This is a genomic window from uncultured Sneathiella sp., from assembly GCF_963976355.1.
Classification (GTDB): Bacteria; Pseudomonadota; Alphaproteobacteria; order Sneathiellales; family Sneathiellaceae; genus Sneathiella.
In genome coordinates this window covers 142,446-158,091 of sequence record NZ_CAXBKA010000005.1, presented here as the reverse complement: position 1 = coordinate 158,091, position 15,646 = coordinate 142,446, and the positions used below count along the sequence as shown (strand labels likewise).

The following is a 15,646-nucleotide window of genomic DNA, read 5'->3' as shown; positions in this document are numbered from 1 at the left end:
AATAAGTGAGATAAAGGAGTGGTGAGATGTTTGGTTGGTTCAAAAAGATAAATGAAGAAAAACCCTCATGGGAACATCCAACCGAACCACACCTACTTATAGACCATAAGCAATTGAAAATGACCCAATCGCAAGTGGAAAAAGTCCTGACTGCAGGATTTAACGTGAGAATATTGGTTGATGAAGGTTTCCAAATCAAAGAGAGTTCTCCAGTCCGCATTACCGCAGTCATGGAGAAAGAAAACTATTTTTGTGAATATTCTGTCACATATGAGTTAGACGGAAACAAAGTAAAGAAAGTAGTGACCGAACTGCAGGGTCAATGGAGTGCGGGCAAAAAAACAGGAAAGCTATCAGGTGGAACCAACGACCCATTCGATAAATGGAGGGATTGGGATTGTAGGTATGAAGATATAATGGAAAATCTACGTGATGAATAAGTCAAACTCCACAAACTGAAGTTATTTTTTACACCGAAATTGGTATTAAATGTCGGCATTTTAGGCATATACCGCCGAGATATTTCAACGTCATGGCGAGCTAATTACGAAGTATTCGATAAACTGAAGCCCTGCCTATTTCTAGTTTTTTCGCAATCTCCGTCGCACTAACTCCGTCTGAGGCCAGTTTTAGCACTTCATCGCCTTTAGCCCTAGCTGTCGGCTTTCTTCCTTTGTACTTCCCTTCGCTCTTGGCCTTGGCAATACCCTCTCTCTGCCTCTCCAGCATGATTTGCCTCTCAAACTGGCTAACGGCCCCCAAAAGGTTCAGGACCAGTTCTCCAGTGGCATTGCTGGTGTCTATTCCGAGGTTGAGTATTTGAAGATGGGCATCCTTACCTTTAACCGTTTCAACGATTTCCCCGAGATGCCTCATAGATCTGGCCAGACGGTCCAGCTTAGTAACAACCAACGTATCGCCTTCGCGCATATAGTCCAGCGCCTGAGCTAGTTGCTTTCTTTGGGCTACAGAAGAAACTTGTTCCTTGAATATCTTACCACACCCCTGTGTTTCCAATTCCTCTATCTGAGCCTCAAATCCCGCGACCTGTTCAAGTGTTGACGTTCTCGCATAGCCAATCTTCATAATTTTGCACCCTAAAATGTATCATTAGATATAAGACTATGTGGGAATTTCATCTCAAATGTCAAATACTATTTATTTGAGACGCTATAGGGATGCTGTTGGAGTGTATCTTTAGGGCAAGGTCTAGTGGGAAGAAAATGGGCGTTAATCACCCTTAGAGCAGCCCTGAGAGGGTTTAGCTTAGAATGTCAATTTCCCCTTCCAAGTTTGCTTACTCCAGCCAGCAAGTCCCTCTGGCCGTTCTGAGCCAGTGAGATCAAACAAAACTGGATTGAGGGGGGTATGGGGGAATTTAGAATGTCCAATGATTGATGTGGACTCTCGTAATAACGCACCATTTTTGGGAAGAATATATGCGGTCCACTTTACCAACATAATGATATTTTGTTTTATGGAAGTTAGTTTGTACGCATTACCTGATTTATAAAAAGCGTATCGATAAGGTCGGCTCTTGGTATGCCTTTTAAGCTGTATCTTCAGGTCGCTAGGCGCGTGATTGTGCTTCTTCATCTGTTCTAACTGTTGTTGGAATAGTCACGCTATTATAGACCGACGTTTGACTGTTTACTATCGACCTGAAGAGACTATAAAAGGCATAGCAACGAAAGTCTTTCATGGGCGGAGAGCGGAAGTTCGCTGCACCCCGTTCCAAAATCTGGTACGCGAGCGTGCAGTATCTTGAGTTATATAAGTTTCTTGCTGGCAGATTCCTTTGGCGTCGCATCAATAACGATGATATCGGAAGCTCGTAGGCCTGCAACAATCCGCTTATTTCTTATATCTTGGATTGTTTCGAGTTTGTTTCCCAGCTTTCCGTAGTCAATAACTACGAAGATACCAAAAAAGCTGCTGCTAGCCTTTTTGTAGTGCTCAAGCTGAACCTCGTAACCGTGCTTAACTTTGCCGGTATCTCTCTTTAACTCTACTAGCACGTTCGCCTCATAGCCGGACGAGAATTTGAAATCGACGGGTCCGCCCCCCATATTTGCTTCGGGCGACATATCAATATTGTTAGCCTTGCAAAAAGCATCGGCGGCGAGTTGGAAAATTATCTGTGAAGCCCGCTCCAGCTTGGGCTTATCGCCCGACCATAGCTCCTTCCAAAGGTCACCAACTTCAACGTGCTTTTTGAACATCCCAATCGCCTCTAACACAACATCTCGGATTGCCTCGGGACCCTTAGTCAAATCCACATTTGATTTCTCTTCGAATCTTGTTTTGTCTTGCAACATCAATTGTCGCAAGCGGAAGTAACCCAGTATATCTTCATCAGCGTCGTATGCTTTGGCGTTTGCCATAACAGATGCAAGAAAGTGGTTGAAAGCGTCAGAAGAGCTTAGTGCAGCACTCCGCAAAGCCTCTTTGTATTCCGTAACAGTCGGTGTTGCTATTCCTGCGAGCATCTGACTAACTCGCGTCCGAATTTGATCATTCAACATGGCGGCAGCCTGAACATCTGACCAGTCATTTGCGATAGGTAAATCACGAACAATATCTTTTGGAACTAATAAGAACGGCCTGACTTTACCACTCCCATCATCGTAAACGGGTAGTTCTGCTTCGCTGTTTTCGTCAAGTCTTTGCGTTATCACATTCGTGCGCTCACAAAAGTCCTTGGTAATTCCTGCAAGCCTAAAAAAAATGACCCGTGTAGTAAAATCGCTAATAGTGTCAGGGCCCACGCCTTCCTCAAAGAAACCCATAAGAGAGATCATGTCCGGGTCTTTTACACCCAACCTAATGATGTCTGATGTAGTTCTGAGAATTGACTGCTTGATTTCATCAGATCGGGAGCTGCCGGACCTGCTTGAACCACCATAGCCCAATCCATTCTCTGGAGGTTCTTTAAGGTTTAAAAGGGTTTCTGCCCCCTTCCATGCAGCATCACCTTCTTTCTCCGCTATCGCTAAGAGCCGAATGACGTTACTGAAGTATTTTCGAAAATCTTCGACCGCACCCTTCGAAATTTCTTCATAGGAACACTTTTCGAGCAAGACTGGATCAATGAAAAGTTCCAAGTCTACATTAAGAAATGGATCTAGTAGGTTTGCCTTATCCAGCTCGTTGGGATCAATGCCAAAATGTGCCGAAAACAAGATCGGGCTAGAATACTTCGCCATAACAACTCCGGTGATGTCTCCGTCGCAATATGACCGAGATTTTCAGTGTACACCAAACTCAAAATAACATCTATAGTAGTGTAGCGGCTTTGAAATATCGCCTGTCCACCAGCCAGGAGCCATCGCGCATATAGCTTTCGTATGCCCGCAAAGGACCAAATGCAGACTAACTGGAAAATAATGTATGGGCTTGCCCATGTGCGCATCCAAATCTAGCTTGGTAGTATGGAGCACTCCGGTTTTATTGAGTGTTTAGGAAAACTATTAACTTAGGTGCCTGACAAAGATGGATGACTTTGTTGTAATGCATGCCTCTATGGTCTACTGGTGTGACACGTAAGTGAGACATTGATCAACAAAGCTGTTATCAAAACACAGTAATATCAATGCATTGACACAATGGCGGCGTTTCCCCGATCCTGTACCATTTAGTGCGATCAATGACCTGATAAAAACTTCTAATGCCGTGACAAATCAGCTGATAGCAACAAATTAAAAAACAACGAGTATTCCAACGACAAAACAGACAAACAGAGATCCTTTCCAAGGACCTTACTTGATCTGGAAAATACGCAACAAAATCTCAGGCCGGAACAAAAAAAACGGCACCCCCGCCTAGATACGACCGTGGTCCCCCGAGAAAAAAAGAGGGTGTTTAAGAGGGGTTCAAGGTACCGGGATTTAGTATATTTATATCAATCTCTATGTATCAAATTGATATAAATATATAGATTTTTATATCAATGATATAAAAAATATATAAAAAAATAGCCCTTTTCAGCCGAATTCGCGACCTTGAGCACATATTTATCTGTAAATTATATAGGATTATTCCTTTATATTCAATTACTTATCAAATATTCTATATCAAATCGATATCAAAACGTGCTCACTATGGCTCCTTCTTTGTGTCAAATTTTCCTCACCCCTTAAGGTTACGTTGATTTTTTCTCAATTCCTTTCCAAAAATTTGAATTTATCCACCTAGCTAATCAAATAATATAATAACGACTTCATAATGCACTTTTTCGGCTGAAGAATAGACCGGCAATGAAGATTAAGCTCATTAGAAAAATCATGTCACAGACAATATTATTCGCTTGGGCAACACATTTTTTGGCTCTAGAAATTTATAAATTCATGCCAGTATAATCTCCAATACATCGTTATATACACCAAAAGAAAACATAATTTTCATGGCAAAAAGTTCAAAAATTAGGCTTCCCACGGCGTATGAAAGCCCGCAAAGCGCTCGTCAACGGCGGAGTTTTCTGAGGATTTTTGAATTAGCAATGACCGGAGAGTATGATTTGGACCGCATTTCCCGTAAAGTCAGTAGCCTCTCATACCTCACAGGATATTCTCCACCCAGATGGACAGATTTAACTTCCAGTGAAAAATTTGTAATGGAACAAATAGTAGGACATTTCTTTAAGATTAATTTTTCTACAACTTTCAATATTAGTGATGAACAACGACAAAATTGGATATCAAAACATAAAAATATCACTATAGGATTCAAAAAGGAAGTTCTTCACAAAGTCCGGCACATATTAGGAAAGCGCCCTACATACTGGCTGGTAGTTGAGCCAAAGATTTCTCGCGGAAAAAAAGCTAAGAAATATGTGGATACGATAAACTCTCCTCGGAGATTTGATATTCATGCTGGTTTTCTAGTAGACAAGTCTGATCTTGCCCGGTTTCAACAAGGATTGGATAAAAGAGCAGAACAGTTAAAGCTAAAAACGCCTAAACCATCCAGTTCGTTGCTCCCCAAAAAAAAGAAACAGAAAATTCCATACCCCTTATTCCTCAAAGGGAGAATGGTCCAAGGTGCTTATATTAAGGATATTGGATGGGCAACATACTCGTCTAAAGCTATTGCTCTGACAAAAAAAATGCACACGGATCTTACTGGACCGACGCCCTTTGGAAAATCCAGAAATCTAACGCATGCAGCAAAAGCAGCATACGAACAAATTAGGATTGATGCGGCAATATACGAGATTCCTGAACTGTTACTTGCCGAGTTGGTGAAATATTCAATATCACCTGTGCGGAAATTCAAACGTACCCGCGAATCTCTATATGAGCCCTGCCAAAAACTACTAGACAATGCTATAGCTGATTTAGATAAGTCACTAGCATCAAACGAAGATATTGAAACAATAGAAAAACTTTCCCATGCAGGAAAGACCGCTGTAATCAACTGGGCCATAGGTGAAGTTACTAAATTGGCACTTTAGGATGCCAGATTGACTTAATACTGGGGTTGCTCCCAAGTACCGTCAATAGTTCAAATCATTCAGAATTTCGCCCCTGTGGCCTCCAGCGACTATCAGCTATCTCTTTCTCGTAAAATCAGCAAAATGCTCCTAGGCGCGCTTATCGTGCCATTTAGAGCACATAAAAGGTGACTTGTTCTTACTCTGAGTTGCCAGCAACTCTTTCGGCGAATAATTTCTCAACTTCCGGCCACTCCAGCTTAGCTATCGCTTCCGCCAGATTTTTTAGCCTGAACCCTTTATGATAAACGGAGGTAGTCATGCTTTCACCGGAGTCATGCCCAACTAAAGCCTCGACTAGTTCTTTTGATACGCCCTTATTGAGTAGCTGTGTGATGAAGCCGTGTCGAAAGGAGTGATAATCTACTCCTCTTTCAAAAACCCCTATATCCTGTCGATATCGGGAAAACCATTTCGAGAATGCAAAGCCGTATTTTTTATCCGCACCGCCCGGTCTTAGCGCTGGAAAAATTGATCTCTCTGGTTCAGTCACGATACGATCTACGTAATCCAAAAAGCCAAGCTTCACGATAGTCGGATGAACTGGCACTCGACGCTCGGATTGTGCATTCTTGATCTGCCTACCGCCAGCGCCATGGATATGGAAAAAAAATACATCCGCTTCCGACTGAATATCTGATTTCCTTAATTGCGCAAATTCTTCAAGTCTGTTGCCATGATACAGCGCCAACAACGGAAGCCAGTATTTTTCGTCTTTAGTAATGACGCTTCCCGCTTTAGATCGATGCACCTTTGATTTTGACCCTTGCCAATTTGGCGAAGCAAATAAAATTTCCAAATTTGCTACAGACCACTCCTGTCGCTTATTTCTCCTCGAACTATCCCTTGCAAATTTGTACCCAGAGGCCGGATTGCGGCCCTCATAAGTGCCCTCATTCAGAAGATGCGAAAAAAACTTTGATAGGGCTCGATGATGTCGTTTCAAGGTATTAAGCGCTAACGTTTCTTGATCTTTACCTTCGCTGCTTTTTATTATCTGTTGAAGTGATAAATCTCGACTTTCTACGGACCGTCCCCAGTCTCTTGGCAATTTTCTGATTAGAGAAATAAATCCAGCAATATCAGATTTTTGATATTCACTTACTGGCTTATCCCCAGCGACCTCAATGAACCTGATGAAAGTAGTCCTATTCTGATTTACAGTCTGCCCTTTCCATTGGCCTGTTTGTATCATTTGAGCAATTACAGTTTCATAGATTTCTGAAAATCGAACGGGCCTTTTACTTCGAACCTGCTCGCTTTTCGGCTGGTCATTTCCCCCAGCTTCACTTCTCTCAGGCAAAAACTCCGCTTTTCCCCTATCCATCATGTCTAGAACTGTTGAGAAGAGCGTATCGTTTGGCCGAAAGGAATAGTCGCCGTCTAGACGTGCAAGCATGGTTTCATATGCAGCAATTTGCCCTCGCTGGACAAATCGAGCCAGTATTTGCATAAGTGCCTGATTTTCGCTTTCGTCATCATGCAATCTCTCAATACCGACCGAAGACAAAAACGGTTCAATGTTGAGCGAGCTTAAAGACTTAATGTTGGTCAGGTGAGCGGATTTTTCGTCATCTAACCTTGACTGCATCAATGCTCGTGTGAATGAACGTGATGATTCAATTGTATTGGTTTCCTCGCAAAAAACATCCGCACTTTTCAATGCGAAACTTTCTTCCCATTTTTCTATTTCCCGTGAGAATATTTCCCTCGCAATGTTTTGGATATATTTGCTCGCTTGTCTGGGATTCATTTTTGCGTACTCGAAAAGCCGTTCACTTACCAAGTATAATTGCGCAGCGCGAATTTTAGCAAGCTTCCTGCTACCCGTTCCCAGTGAGCGCCTAATTTCCGTAACGCCTATTCTTTCCTTGAATTCAGTAGGGACCTTCCTTCGAAAATAAAAGGTGCCACTTTGATTCTGGAGATAGCGTCCCATTGAGCCCTCTTGCGAACAAAAGTGTACTAGCAAAGTGTACTAACGCTAATGCACTTGGTGGGGACCCGCAAAAAGTCTAAGTATTTGAAATAGTTAAATAATAAATGGCTGGGGTGGCAGGATTCGAACCTGCGCATGACGGGATCAAAACCCGTTGCCTTACCGCTTGGCTACACCCCAATGAGGAGCCTCTTTCTAGCTAAAGGCCCGGATAAGCTCAAGGCAAAATTTGAAAAAATGTGGAAAAGCGAAAACGCCGTGGCTTCTCAGTTGATTACTGTCGCCAGAACCCACCAGTCGGGGTGTCGCGACTGTATGTTCTGCACCGCCTTGCGGGCGCCTTCTGACGTTTCAAAAAGGCCGAAAACCGTTGCACCACTCCCACTCATGCGCGCAAGTTGACATTCTGTCTCTCCGGCAATTTCGTCAATAACACTCTCAATCTGCGGCGCGATTTGAAATGCCGGAGCCTGCAGATCATTTCCCGCTGTCCTCAGAGCAGAGATGATATCTACCTCTGTGCATCCCTCTATGCCCAAGCCGACTTTCGGCGTATCTGATATTTCCAGACGCCGAAAAACATCCGCAGTAGATACCAATATATTACAATTAACCAGTATAATATGAATCTTCGGAATCTTCAGGCCTGCGCTGAGCAGCTCCCCCACGCCGGCCATGATCGTTGGCTTGCCATATAGACATACTGGCACATCCGCGCCGAGCGAGAGGCCGAGCTCCGCCAGTTGCCGATCGGAATACCCAGTTCCCCAAAGTTCATTGAGAAGCTGCAAGGCAAGAGAGGCATCTGCCGAGCCGCCGCCTATCCCCGCCGCGACCGGCAGATTTTTGACCAGTTTTATTTTAGCGCCCTTTTTAACTACCGCCTTTTCCTGAAGAAGCCGGGCTGCCTTTAAAATGAGGTTATCATCCATTGCTCGAATACCGGCAGAAAAAGGTCCGGAAATTTCCAATGAAAGCGAGCTGTCGCTTTCGACCGTCAGCTCATCTCCATAGTCTGCGAATACGACAAGACTGTCGAGCAGATGATAGCCATCAGGCCGCTTACCTGTCACATGCAGATAGAGGTTGATCTTTGCACGGGCGATGCCGGTCAACATGTGCGATGAATTACTTCTCGGCCTTGATGTCATCCTGAAGGCCAGATTTCAGCTTTTCGCGAATTAGGGGCGCGAGTTCGGTTGAGGGCTCAAGCCAGAGTGCCCGCTGCCACTGATAGCGCGCTTCTTCCCGCCGACCAACACGCCAGTAAGCATCGGCGAGATGGTCGGTGATTGTCGGATCCGCCGCCTCCAGCGATACGGCCTTTTCAAGCTGGGTTACCGCATCGTCATAATCCCCAAGCCGATAGTAAAGCCATCCGAGACTGTCCACGATAAAGCCGTCACGCGGACGCAACGAGACGGCCTTGATCAACATATCCTTCGCCTGTTCCAGATTTTCGTTCCGATCGACCCAGGAGTAAGCGAGGTAATTCAAAACCTGCGGATGATCCGGCTGGAGCTCCAGCGACTTTATCAAATCCGCTTCAGCGAGTGGCCATTGCTTGGATTGCTCATAGGCGATACCCCGGGCATAAAAAAGCGACCAATGCCGTTGCTGAAAATCCGGCAGACGGTCAATGGCACGTCCGTAATCCTCGGCTGCCGTCACCCAGTCTTTGGAATCCCGACTGACATCTGCAAGCACCACAAGTGCCTCAATATCCTTTGGATATGAAGCGGCGACAGACTCGAGCATGGCCTTTGCTTCATCGATATTGCCAAGTTTATATGTCGCCCATGCCGCGCGGATTTGTGCGTTGCGGCCATGAGCGGATTGCGCTTTCACTTCACTGTATAAATTCAGGGCTTCCTGCCACCTGCCGCGATCCTCCGCTGTCTCCGCAAGCAGTATCCGGGCCATGGGAAAATCCGGTTTCAGATCGAGAGCGAAGTATATATAGGTTGCAGCAACACCGACGGCGCGTTCCTGCCCGATGATGGACGCGGCGCTGTAAAGCGCTTCTGCCGCGCCATCAACGGCATTTTCAACAACAGGCGTCAACGGACTGCCCGACGCCAGATCGACAAGTTCAAGATGTATTGTCGGGCTCAACGGATATTGTTGAATATAGTCTTCAAAGATTTTGCGGGCCTCTTCCCTCCGCCCTGTCCTGTCGAGATAGGATCCATAAGACTGCACCAGACGCACTGCCCGCCCTGAAGGCCCTTCAAGCGCCTTTGCGTATTCTTCATCCGCGCGCGCGCGGTTCCCGGAAACATCGCTCAGCAAGGCTATCTGATACTGCTTGAGCGCATCAAAGCCGTTGTATTTATCGAGAGCATCCAGTTCTGCAATCGCCGTATCCGTCTGTCCCTGCCCAAGCTTTATCCAGGCCATAAGCAATGGCTTCAACAGCACATTAAACCCGTTGTCCCCTGTTTTCTCCAGATAGCTTTGCGCGGCGGGAAAATCCTTTTGACGCAAGGCCTCAATTGCCAGAACGAGATTGGCTGTCGAATTATCTTCGGACTGCCCCACAACTTTGGGGGCAAGGGCCTTTGCCCGCTGAACGTCGCCTTTTGCAAGCGCCGCCTGCAATGTAAGGCCTAGAAGGACATTGTCACTCTCCCTGTTTCGCAAGGCTTCATCGAAATATAGAAGCGCGGCATTAGCATCTTGCTCACGGAGCGCTTCCCTCCCCGCAAGATACTGCCCGAAGTAAGAAGATGAAAACTCTTCCTCCGTACCGCCCGCATCCTGAAACATGCCCGGAAGTGAGTTTCCCTCGTTCGAGGCGCTGCTCGTGGCGCATGCACCAAGCGCCACCGTCAAAAATACGCTACCAAATACCAGTTTAAACATTTTCACGCCTGTGTCCGTCATATCTGTCGATCTATACTTAACTTTAGGACCCAACGTTTCACACGTCAGAGACGCCAACCCACTCTCTGGTATGTAGGGCATCCAGAACCCGCATTAAACAAAATTCCGGAATTCAGGCGAATTTTCTACATATTCGGATAGTTTGGACCGCCGCCACCTTCAGGCACGACCCAATTGATATTCTGTGTCGGATCCTTGATATCGCATGTTTTGCAGTGAACGCAGTTCTGCGCATTTATCTGCAGACGTGGATTGGACCCATCGTCCTCTGTCAAAAACTCATAAACGCCCGCCGGGCAGAACCGTTGTTCCGGCCCCGCATATTCCGCATAGTTCACAGAAACGGGAATACTGTCATCCTTTAAGGTGAGATGGACCGGCTGATCTTCTTCATGATTGGTGTTGGACAGAAAGACCGAAGATGGTTTGTCAAAAGTGTAAACACCATCGTACTTCGGATATTCAATTTTCTTCGCATCCTTCGCCTTTTTCAGCACCGAATAGTCATCATGATGCTTGAACGTCCAAGGGGCTTTGCCCCCGAGGACTTTCAGATCCAGCCCCGTGTACAATGTTCCAGCGAGCAAGCCCCACTTGAAGGCCGGCCGACTGTTGCGCACCCGATACAACTCTTCATATACCCAAGAATCCTTGTAAAGCGCCGGATATGTATCGAGAACCTTGCCGGGCGCCTCTGCATTCAACTTCATTTCCGCAACGATGGCTTCCGCAGCCATCATCCCTGATTTCATGGCAGTGTGGGAGCCTTTGATTTTCGGCACGTTTAAGAAACCTGCACAACAGCCAATGAGAGCGCCACCCGGAAAAACCAGTTCAGGAACCGACTGGAACCCGCCTTCATTGATCGCCCGCGCACCATAGGAAATACGCTTTCCGCCCTTTAGCATCTCCTTCATCATTGGATGCGTCTTGAACTTCTGGAACTCATCATACGGAGAGAGATAGGGGTTCTCATAGTCAAGCGCGACGACAAAGCCGACATAGGCCTGATTGTTGTCTAGATGGTAGACAAATGACCCGCCATAGGTGTTGCGGTCAAGCGGCCAGCCAAAACTATGAAAAATCTGGCCTTCCTTATGCTGTTCCGGGTCCAACTCCCACAGCTCCTTGATCCCGATACCGAACGTCTGGGGATCGCAATTCTCCCGCAAGCCGAATTTTTCGAACAGTGTTTTCGTCAGGGAACCGCGGACACCTTCCGCGAACAAAGTGTATTTGGCATGCAGTTCCATACCCGGCTCGTAAGAGCCTTTATGCTCACCATCCCGGCCAATCCCCATGTCTCCGGTTGCAACTCCCTTAACGCTGCCATCTTCATGGTACAGGACTTCAGCCGCCGCGAACCCCGGGTAGACTTCGACTTCGAGCGCCTCAGCCTGCTCCGCGAGCCAACGGCAAAGATTTCCGAGACTGATAATATAGTTTCCATGATTATGTAGTTGCTTTGGCAACAGAAAGTTTGGAAAACGAAGCTCGCTCGACTCTGTCATAAAGAAGAATTTTTCGGATTTGACTGGTGTATCGAGGGGAGCGCCTTTTTCCTTCCAGTCCGGAATAAGCTCATCAAGAGCGCGGGTTTCGAATACATTCCCCGAGAGGATATGGGCACCGATTTCAGACCCCTTTTCAAGAACGCAGACAGAAATGTCGATGCCGGATTCAATACTCAACTGACGCAGCTTTATTGCTGCGGACAACCCGGCAGGGCCGCCACCGACAATAACAACATCAAACTCCATAGATTCGCGTTCCATCACAAGCCTCTTTTTACTTATTCCGGCTTATTGGCAGCCGTTACATATTGTTGATCGGGAGTTTTCAAAACTACCTCCCAAGTGCCAATGTCTGACAATTTCGCCCCTGACACTATATTTTTTTTAAAGTGCGTCAATCCCGATTGCGAGCCATTTCGGCAGTTTCCGGCCATTTTATTGCAGGGCTTCTGTATGATAATGTCACTAAACCTTCTAAAATCAAGCTAACTGAACAGGCAACTCGCGACGACCGCCCTACTTCAAATAAATTTTGCTGCCTACACTCTTCTCCAACCATGGAAAAGGTTGTTATGATGGGCCATGCTTCAGAATCCCGCTGATATCATCGCACTGCTCAACTTCTACCTCGATGCCGGGGTGGACGAGACAATCGGTGAAGAGCCGGTCAACCGCTTTAATATGATGCCGCCGAAAGCAATGGCTGCGCCAAAACATGCGCCCGCCCTGCATCCGGCAAACCCGGCGAAAGCCAAAAATCCGGAGATTGTACAATCTCCAGCTGTTCCGTCACTGGCGGAAGGAATTCGTACGGCGGAGGCAATCGCCAAATCATGCAAAACGATTGATGAACTCAGGCAGGCTCTCGAAACATTTGAATATTGTTCACTTAAAAAGCTGGCATCTCACACTGTTTTTGCAGAAGGAAACCCTCAATCCCGGCTTATGATTATCGATCGCCAGCCGTCCGGGGATGAAGACCGGATAGGGCGACCCTTTTCGGGAATGGCTGGTGAGATGCTGGAAAAAATGTTGGCTGCTATCGAGATTGATCGCAGCGATGTATATCTCGCCAGCGCGATTCCCTGGCGCCCACCGGGAGGGCGCGCCCTTACGGATGAAGAACGCGCCCTGTGTCTCCCGTTTGCCCTTCGGCATATTGCATTAGTGAAACCGGACTTTGTTCTGGCCTGCGGAGAGGCCGCTAGTTACCTTCTTAATCAAAAAACCGGGATCAACAAGCTGAGAGGCGTATGGAAAGATTTGCAAATTGACTCAGTTCGGGCAAAAATGCTTTCGATTTTTCATCCGGCCTTTCTGATCGATCAGCCCGGGTTAAAGCGGTATGCATGGTCTGATCTACTTGGTCTAAAAGCGGCGATGAGAGAGAAACAATAACTATTTCCTAACGGGTTCGCCGTAACCTGTCGGCTGTATTAGAATAACTATTGTCTGTTTCATGAAATTCATTCCCAGAATAATTGCCGTTCTGGCACTTTTGATATCCAGCCTCGCGTGGGTGCCGTCCCTGGCGATAGCGAACGCTGTTCCCCCGGTTCTTTCGGCCGCCGATGCGGAGCGGTATCGGGCTATTTTTGCGCTTCAAGACACCGGACAATGGAAAAAAGCTGATGAGCTGATCAAGGCTCTTACGAATAATATCCTGATTGGCCACGTCAAATTTCAACGCTACATGCATCCGACAAAATATCAGGCGAGTTATGAGGAGCTTCATTTATGGATGAAGGCCTATTATGACCATCCGGAAGCCCATCGCCTCTACCGGCTGGCCAAAAGCCGACGACTAAAGGGATGGAAACCTCTTCCAGAACCGTTACACGGGCGGTATCTAGGTGGTACCGGACCAGGGCAGCCCATATTTCTTTCGCGCCCCTATAAAAGTGAGCGGAAGCGGTCTGCGCAGACGCGCAATGATGTCGCCCATGCTAAACGCGTCGTGAGCCGCTATCTTTACCGCGGACAGCCGACGAATGCCGCCGAATACATTTCGCAAAAGAAAATACGAAACCTGCTGGATCAAGTGGAGCTTGATCTCTTGCGAGAGAAGATAGCGAAAAGCTATTTCCTTTATGCCCGGGACGGCAAAGCTATCGAATTTGCAGAAGCCGCGCTCGACAAGTCCCGGAAAAATGTCCCACTTGCGAACTGGACGGCGGGTTTGGCCGCTTGGCGCCTCGGAAAAATCGAAAAAGCTGCGCAGCACTTTGCCGCCCTCGCAGAAACGAGCCGAATTTCCGACTGGAATTTCACAGCTGCGAATTGGTGGGCCTCACGTGCTTATCTGAAACTGGGTGAGCCGGAAAAGGCTTATTATTATCTTGAGAAGACGGCAAGCCAGCCGCGCACCTTCTACGGCTTGCTGGCATTGCGTCAGCTTGGTGTTGAGAAACCATTCAGTTGGGACCTGCCGACGTTGGAGCCGGAGAACATTGCCTGGCTGATGAAAATTCCATCTGCGAAACGGGCTGTCGCGCTCAGCGAAGTCGGAAAATATGATATGGCCGCTCAGGAACTGCGCGCCGCATTCCCGAGTGCAAACGAGAAACTGGCCCCCTTGTTGCTCGCTCTTGCGGAAGATATCGGAGCGCCCTCGGTTGCCATGCGAATGGGATTATATCTCTGGGAAAGCGAGAATGTGACCTGGGATGCCGCTATCTATCCCATGCCAAAATGGCAGCCCGGAGACGGCTTCAAGGTGGACCGCGCCCTTCTTTATGCCTTTATGCGACAGGAGTCAGGCTTTTATTCGCTTGCCCGCAGCGGCGCTGGCGCCAAGGGCCTAATGCAGATTATGCCCTCTACCGCGAGTTATCTCTCGGGCGACAGGTCGTTGCGGAACAGAAACAACAACAAGCTTTTCGATCCGACGTATAATCTTGAGCTTGGCCAGAAATATCTGACATATCTGATGGAATACAAGGATATCGATACCAATCTGTTCCATTTGACAGCGGCCTATAATGGCGGACCTGGTAATCTGAAAAAATGGAAGTCGGAGACGAAATACAGTGAAGACCCGCTGTTCTTCATTGAAGCAATGCCGAGCAAGGAAACCCGTAACTTCATCAAGCGTGTGTTGACGAACTTCTGGATATATCGTCACCGGATGGGACAGGACCTGCCGGGGCTGGACCAGATTGCAAGCGGCAGCTGGCCAGAGTACCAGCCGCTGGATCTGAATGAAAGCGAGGTCGCCGATAATGCCGGGAATTGATACATCCCGCCCGTTCATCAAGGTCCGCATTGCTGTTCTGACGGTATCAGACAGCAGAACCATTGCCGAAGACAGGTCCGGACAGACACTTGTAGACAGGCTGGAGGCAGCAGGGCATATCCTCGCGGATCGCAAAATCGTCAAGGACGAGATTTCCGAGATTCAGAAAATAGTAAATCAATGGATCGCCGACACCGATGTCGATGTTGTCATATCAACAGGCGGTACCGGCGTCACCGGGCGCGACGTCACGCCGGAAGCATTCGCTGGCCTTTACGAAAAGGAAATTCTCGGCTTCGGGGAGCTTTTCCGGATGCTAAGCTACCAGAAAATCGGCACCTCGACCATTCAATCACGAGCGAGCGCCGGGGTTGCGCGGGGCACCTATCTTTTTGCCCTACCGGGTTCCACTGGGGCGGTTAAAGATGCCTGGGATGATATACTTGTGCATCAGCTTGATTACCGCTTTATGCCGTGTAATTTTGTCGAATTATTTGACCGTCTGCGGGAACATGAAAAACGCTCGAAAAGCTAGTGACCGGTATCTGTTGCTGCGAATCCTATTGATTAGTGAAACTCAA

The 15,646-nt window shown here is 47.3% G+C and carries 11 protein-coding genes and 1 tRNA gene; 5 read left to right on the top strand and 7 right to left on the bottom strand.

Features of this window, described 5'->3' with window-relative positions; genetic code table 11:
• Nucleotides 1-26: 26 nt before the first annotated feature.
• Complete coding sequence (locus AAC599_RS13000) at nucleotides 27-440, top strand: hypothetical protein (RefSeq protein WP_340150833.1); 414 nt, start codon at nucleotides 27-29, stop codon at nucleotides 438-440.
• Between the two features lie 100 nt (nucleotides 441-540).
• Here AAC599_RS13000 and AAC599_RS12995 read toward each other — a convergent pair whose 3' ends face one another.
• Together AAC599_RS12995 and AAC599_RS12990 are read right to left on the bottom strand one after the other, a co-directional pair.
• The gene (locus AAC599_RS12995) at nucleotides 541-1,086 is read right to left on the bottom strand and encodes a recombinase family protein (RefSeq protein WP_340150832.1); all 546 of its coding nucleotides are present in this window, start codon (nucleotides 1,084-1,086) and stop codon (nucleotides 541-543) included.
• A 683-nt stretch (nucleotides 1,087-1,769) separates the two neighbouring features.
• Complete coding sequence (locus AAC599_RS12990; protein ID WP_340150831.1) at nucleotides 1,770-3,206, bottom strand: hypothetical protein; 1,437 nt, start codon at nucleotides 3,204-3,206, stop codon at nucleotides 1,770-1,772.
• A gap of 1,196 nt (nucleotides 3,207-4,402) precedes the next feature.
• Between AAC599_RS12990 and AAC599_RS12985 the strand changes: the two genes are divergently transcribed.
• Complete coding sequence (locus tag AAC599_RS12985; RefSeq protein WP_340150830.1) at nucleotides 4,403-5,452, top strand: hypothetical protein; 1,050 nt, start codon at nucleotides 4,403-4,405, stop codon at nucleotides 5,450-5,452.
• Nucleotides 5,453-5,630: 178 nt separating this feature from the next.
• On the opposite strand, the gene AAC599_RS12980 is transcribed toward AAC599_RS12985, so the two are convergent.
• The 5 genes from AAC599_RS12980 to AAC599_RS12960 all read right to left on the bottom strand — a co-directional run bounded on the left by AAC599_RS12980 (nucleotide 5,631) and on the right by AAC599_RS12960 (nucleotide 12,091).
• Complete coding sequence (locus AAC599_RS12980) at nucleotides 5,631-7,430, bottom strand: site-specific integrase (RefSeq protein ID WP_340150829.1); 1,800 nt, start codon at nucleotides 7,428-7,430, stop codon at nucleotides 5,631-5,633.
• Between the two features lie 105 nt (nucleotides 7,431-7,535).
• Nucleotides 7,536-7,610 (bottom strand) — tRNA-Gln (locus AAC599_RS12975).
• 86 nt (nucleotides 7,611-7,696) lie between these two features.
• On the bottom strand, nucleotides 7,697-8,548 hold the full coding sequence (locus AAC599_RS12970) for a 4-(cytidine 5'-diphospho)-2-C-methyl-D-erythritol kinase (protein WP_340150828.1): 852 nt from the start codon (nucleotides 8,546-8,548) through the stop codon (nucleotides 7,697-7,699).
• A 10-nt stretch (nucleotides 8,549-8,558) separates the two neighbouring features.
• The gene (locus AAC599_RS12965; protein WP_340150827.1) at nucleotides 8,559-10,295 is read right to left on the bottom strand and encodes a tetratricopeptide repeat protein; all 1,737 of its coding nucleotides are present in this window, start codon (nucleotides 10,293-10,295) and stop codon (nucleotides 8,559-8,561) included.
• Nucleotides 10,296-10,441: 146 nt separating this feature from the next.
• On the bottom strand, nucleotides 10,442-12,091 hold the full coding sequence (locus tag AAC599_RS12960; RefSeq protein ID WP_340150826.1) for an electron transfer flavoprotein-ubiquinone oxidoreductase: 1,650 nt from the start codon (nucleotides 12,089-12,091) through the stop codon (nucleotides 10,442-10,444).
• Nucleotides 12,092-12,412: 321 nt separating this feature from the next.
• On the opposite strand from AAC599_RS12960, the gene AAC599_RS12955 reads away from it, so the two are divergent.
• From AAC599_RS12955 to moaB, 3 genes are all read left to right on the top strand, one after another.
• Nucleotides 12,413-13,228, top strand: a complete 816-nt coding sequence (locus tag AAC599_RS12955) for a uracil-DNA glycosylase (protein ID WP_340150825.1) — start codon at nucleotides 12,413-12,415, stop codon at nucleotides 13,226-13,228.
• Between the two features lie 61 nt (nucleotides 13,229-13,289).
• Entirely contained in the window at nucleotides 13,290-15,065 is a 1,776-nt protein-coding gene (locus AAC599_RS12950) for a transglycosylase SLT domain-containing protein (protein ID WP_340150824.1), read from the top strand.
• Nucleotides 15,052-15,600, top strand: coding sequence for a molybdenum cofactor biosynthesis protein B (gene moaB, locus AAC599_RS12945; protein WP_340150823.1), 549 nt, complete (start codon nucleotides 15,052-15,054; stop codon nucleotides 15,598-15,600). The genes AAC599_RS12950 and moaB overlap by 14 nt, the downstream gene beginning before the upstream one ends.
• Nucleotides 15,601-15,646: the final 46 nt, after the last annotated feature.

Coding starts and splice junctions, on each gene's coding strand:
- AAC599_RS12985 (WP_340150830.1), top strand. CDS start 4,403: ATGGCAAAAAGTTCAAAAATTAGGCTTCCCACGGCGTATGAAAGCCCG.
- AAC599_RS12990 (WP_340150831.1), bottom strand. CDS start 3,206: ATGGCGAAGTATTCTAGCCCGATCTTGTTTTCGGCACATTTTGGCATT.
- moaB (WP_340150823.1), top strand. CDS start 15,052: ATGCCGGGAATTGATACATCCCGCCCGTTCATCAAGGTCCGCATTGCT.
- AAC599_RS12955 (WP_340150825.1), top strand. CDS start 12,413: ATGCTTCAGAATCCCGCTGATATCATCGCACTGCTCAACTTCTACCTC.
- AAC599_RS13000 (WP_340150833.1), top strand. CDS start 27: ATGTTTGGTTGGTTCAAAAAGATAAATGAAGAAAAACCCTCATGGGAA.
- AAC599_RS12960 (WP_340150826.1), bottom strand. CDS start 12,091: ATGGAACGCGAATCTATGGAGTTTGATGTTGTTATTGTCGGTGGCGGC.
- AAC599_RS12950 (WP_340150824.1), top strand. CDS start 13,290: ATGAAATTCATTCCCAGAATAATTGCCGTTCTGGCACTTTTGATATCC.
- AAC599_RS12995 (WP_340150832.1), bottom strand. CDS start 1,086: ATGAAGATTGGCTATGCGAGAACGTCAACACTTGAACAGGTCGCGGGA.
- AAC599_RS12970 (WP_340150828.1), bottom strand. CDS start 8,548: ATGTTGACCGGCATCGCCCGTGCAAAGATCAACCTCTATCTGCATGTG.
- AAC599_RS12980 (WP_340150829.1), bottom strand. CDS start 7,430: ATGGGACGCTATCTCCAGAATCAAAGTGGCACCTTTTATTTTCGAAGG.
- AAC599_RS12965 (WP_340150827.1), bottom strand. CDS start 10,295: ATGTTTAAACTGGTATTTGGTAGCGTATTTTTGACGGTGGCGCTTGGT.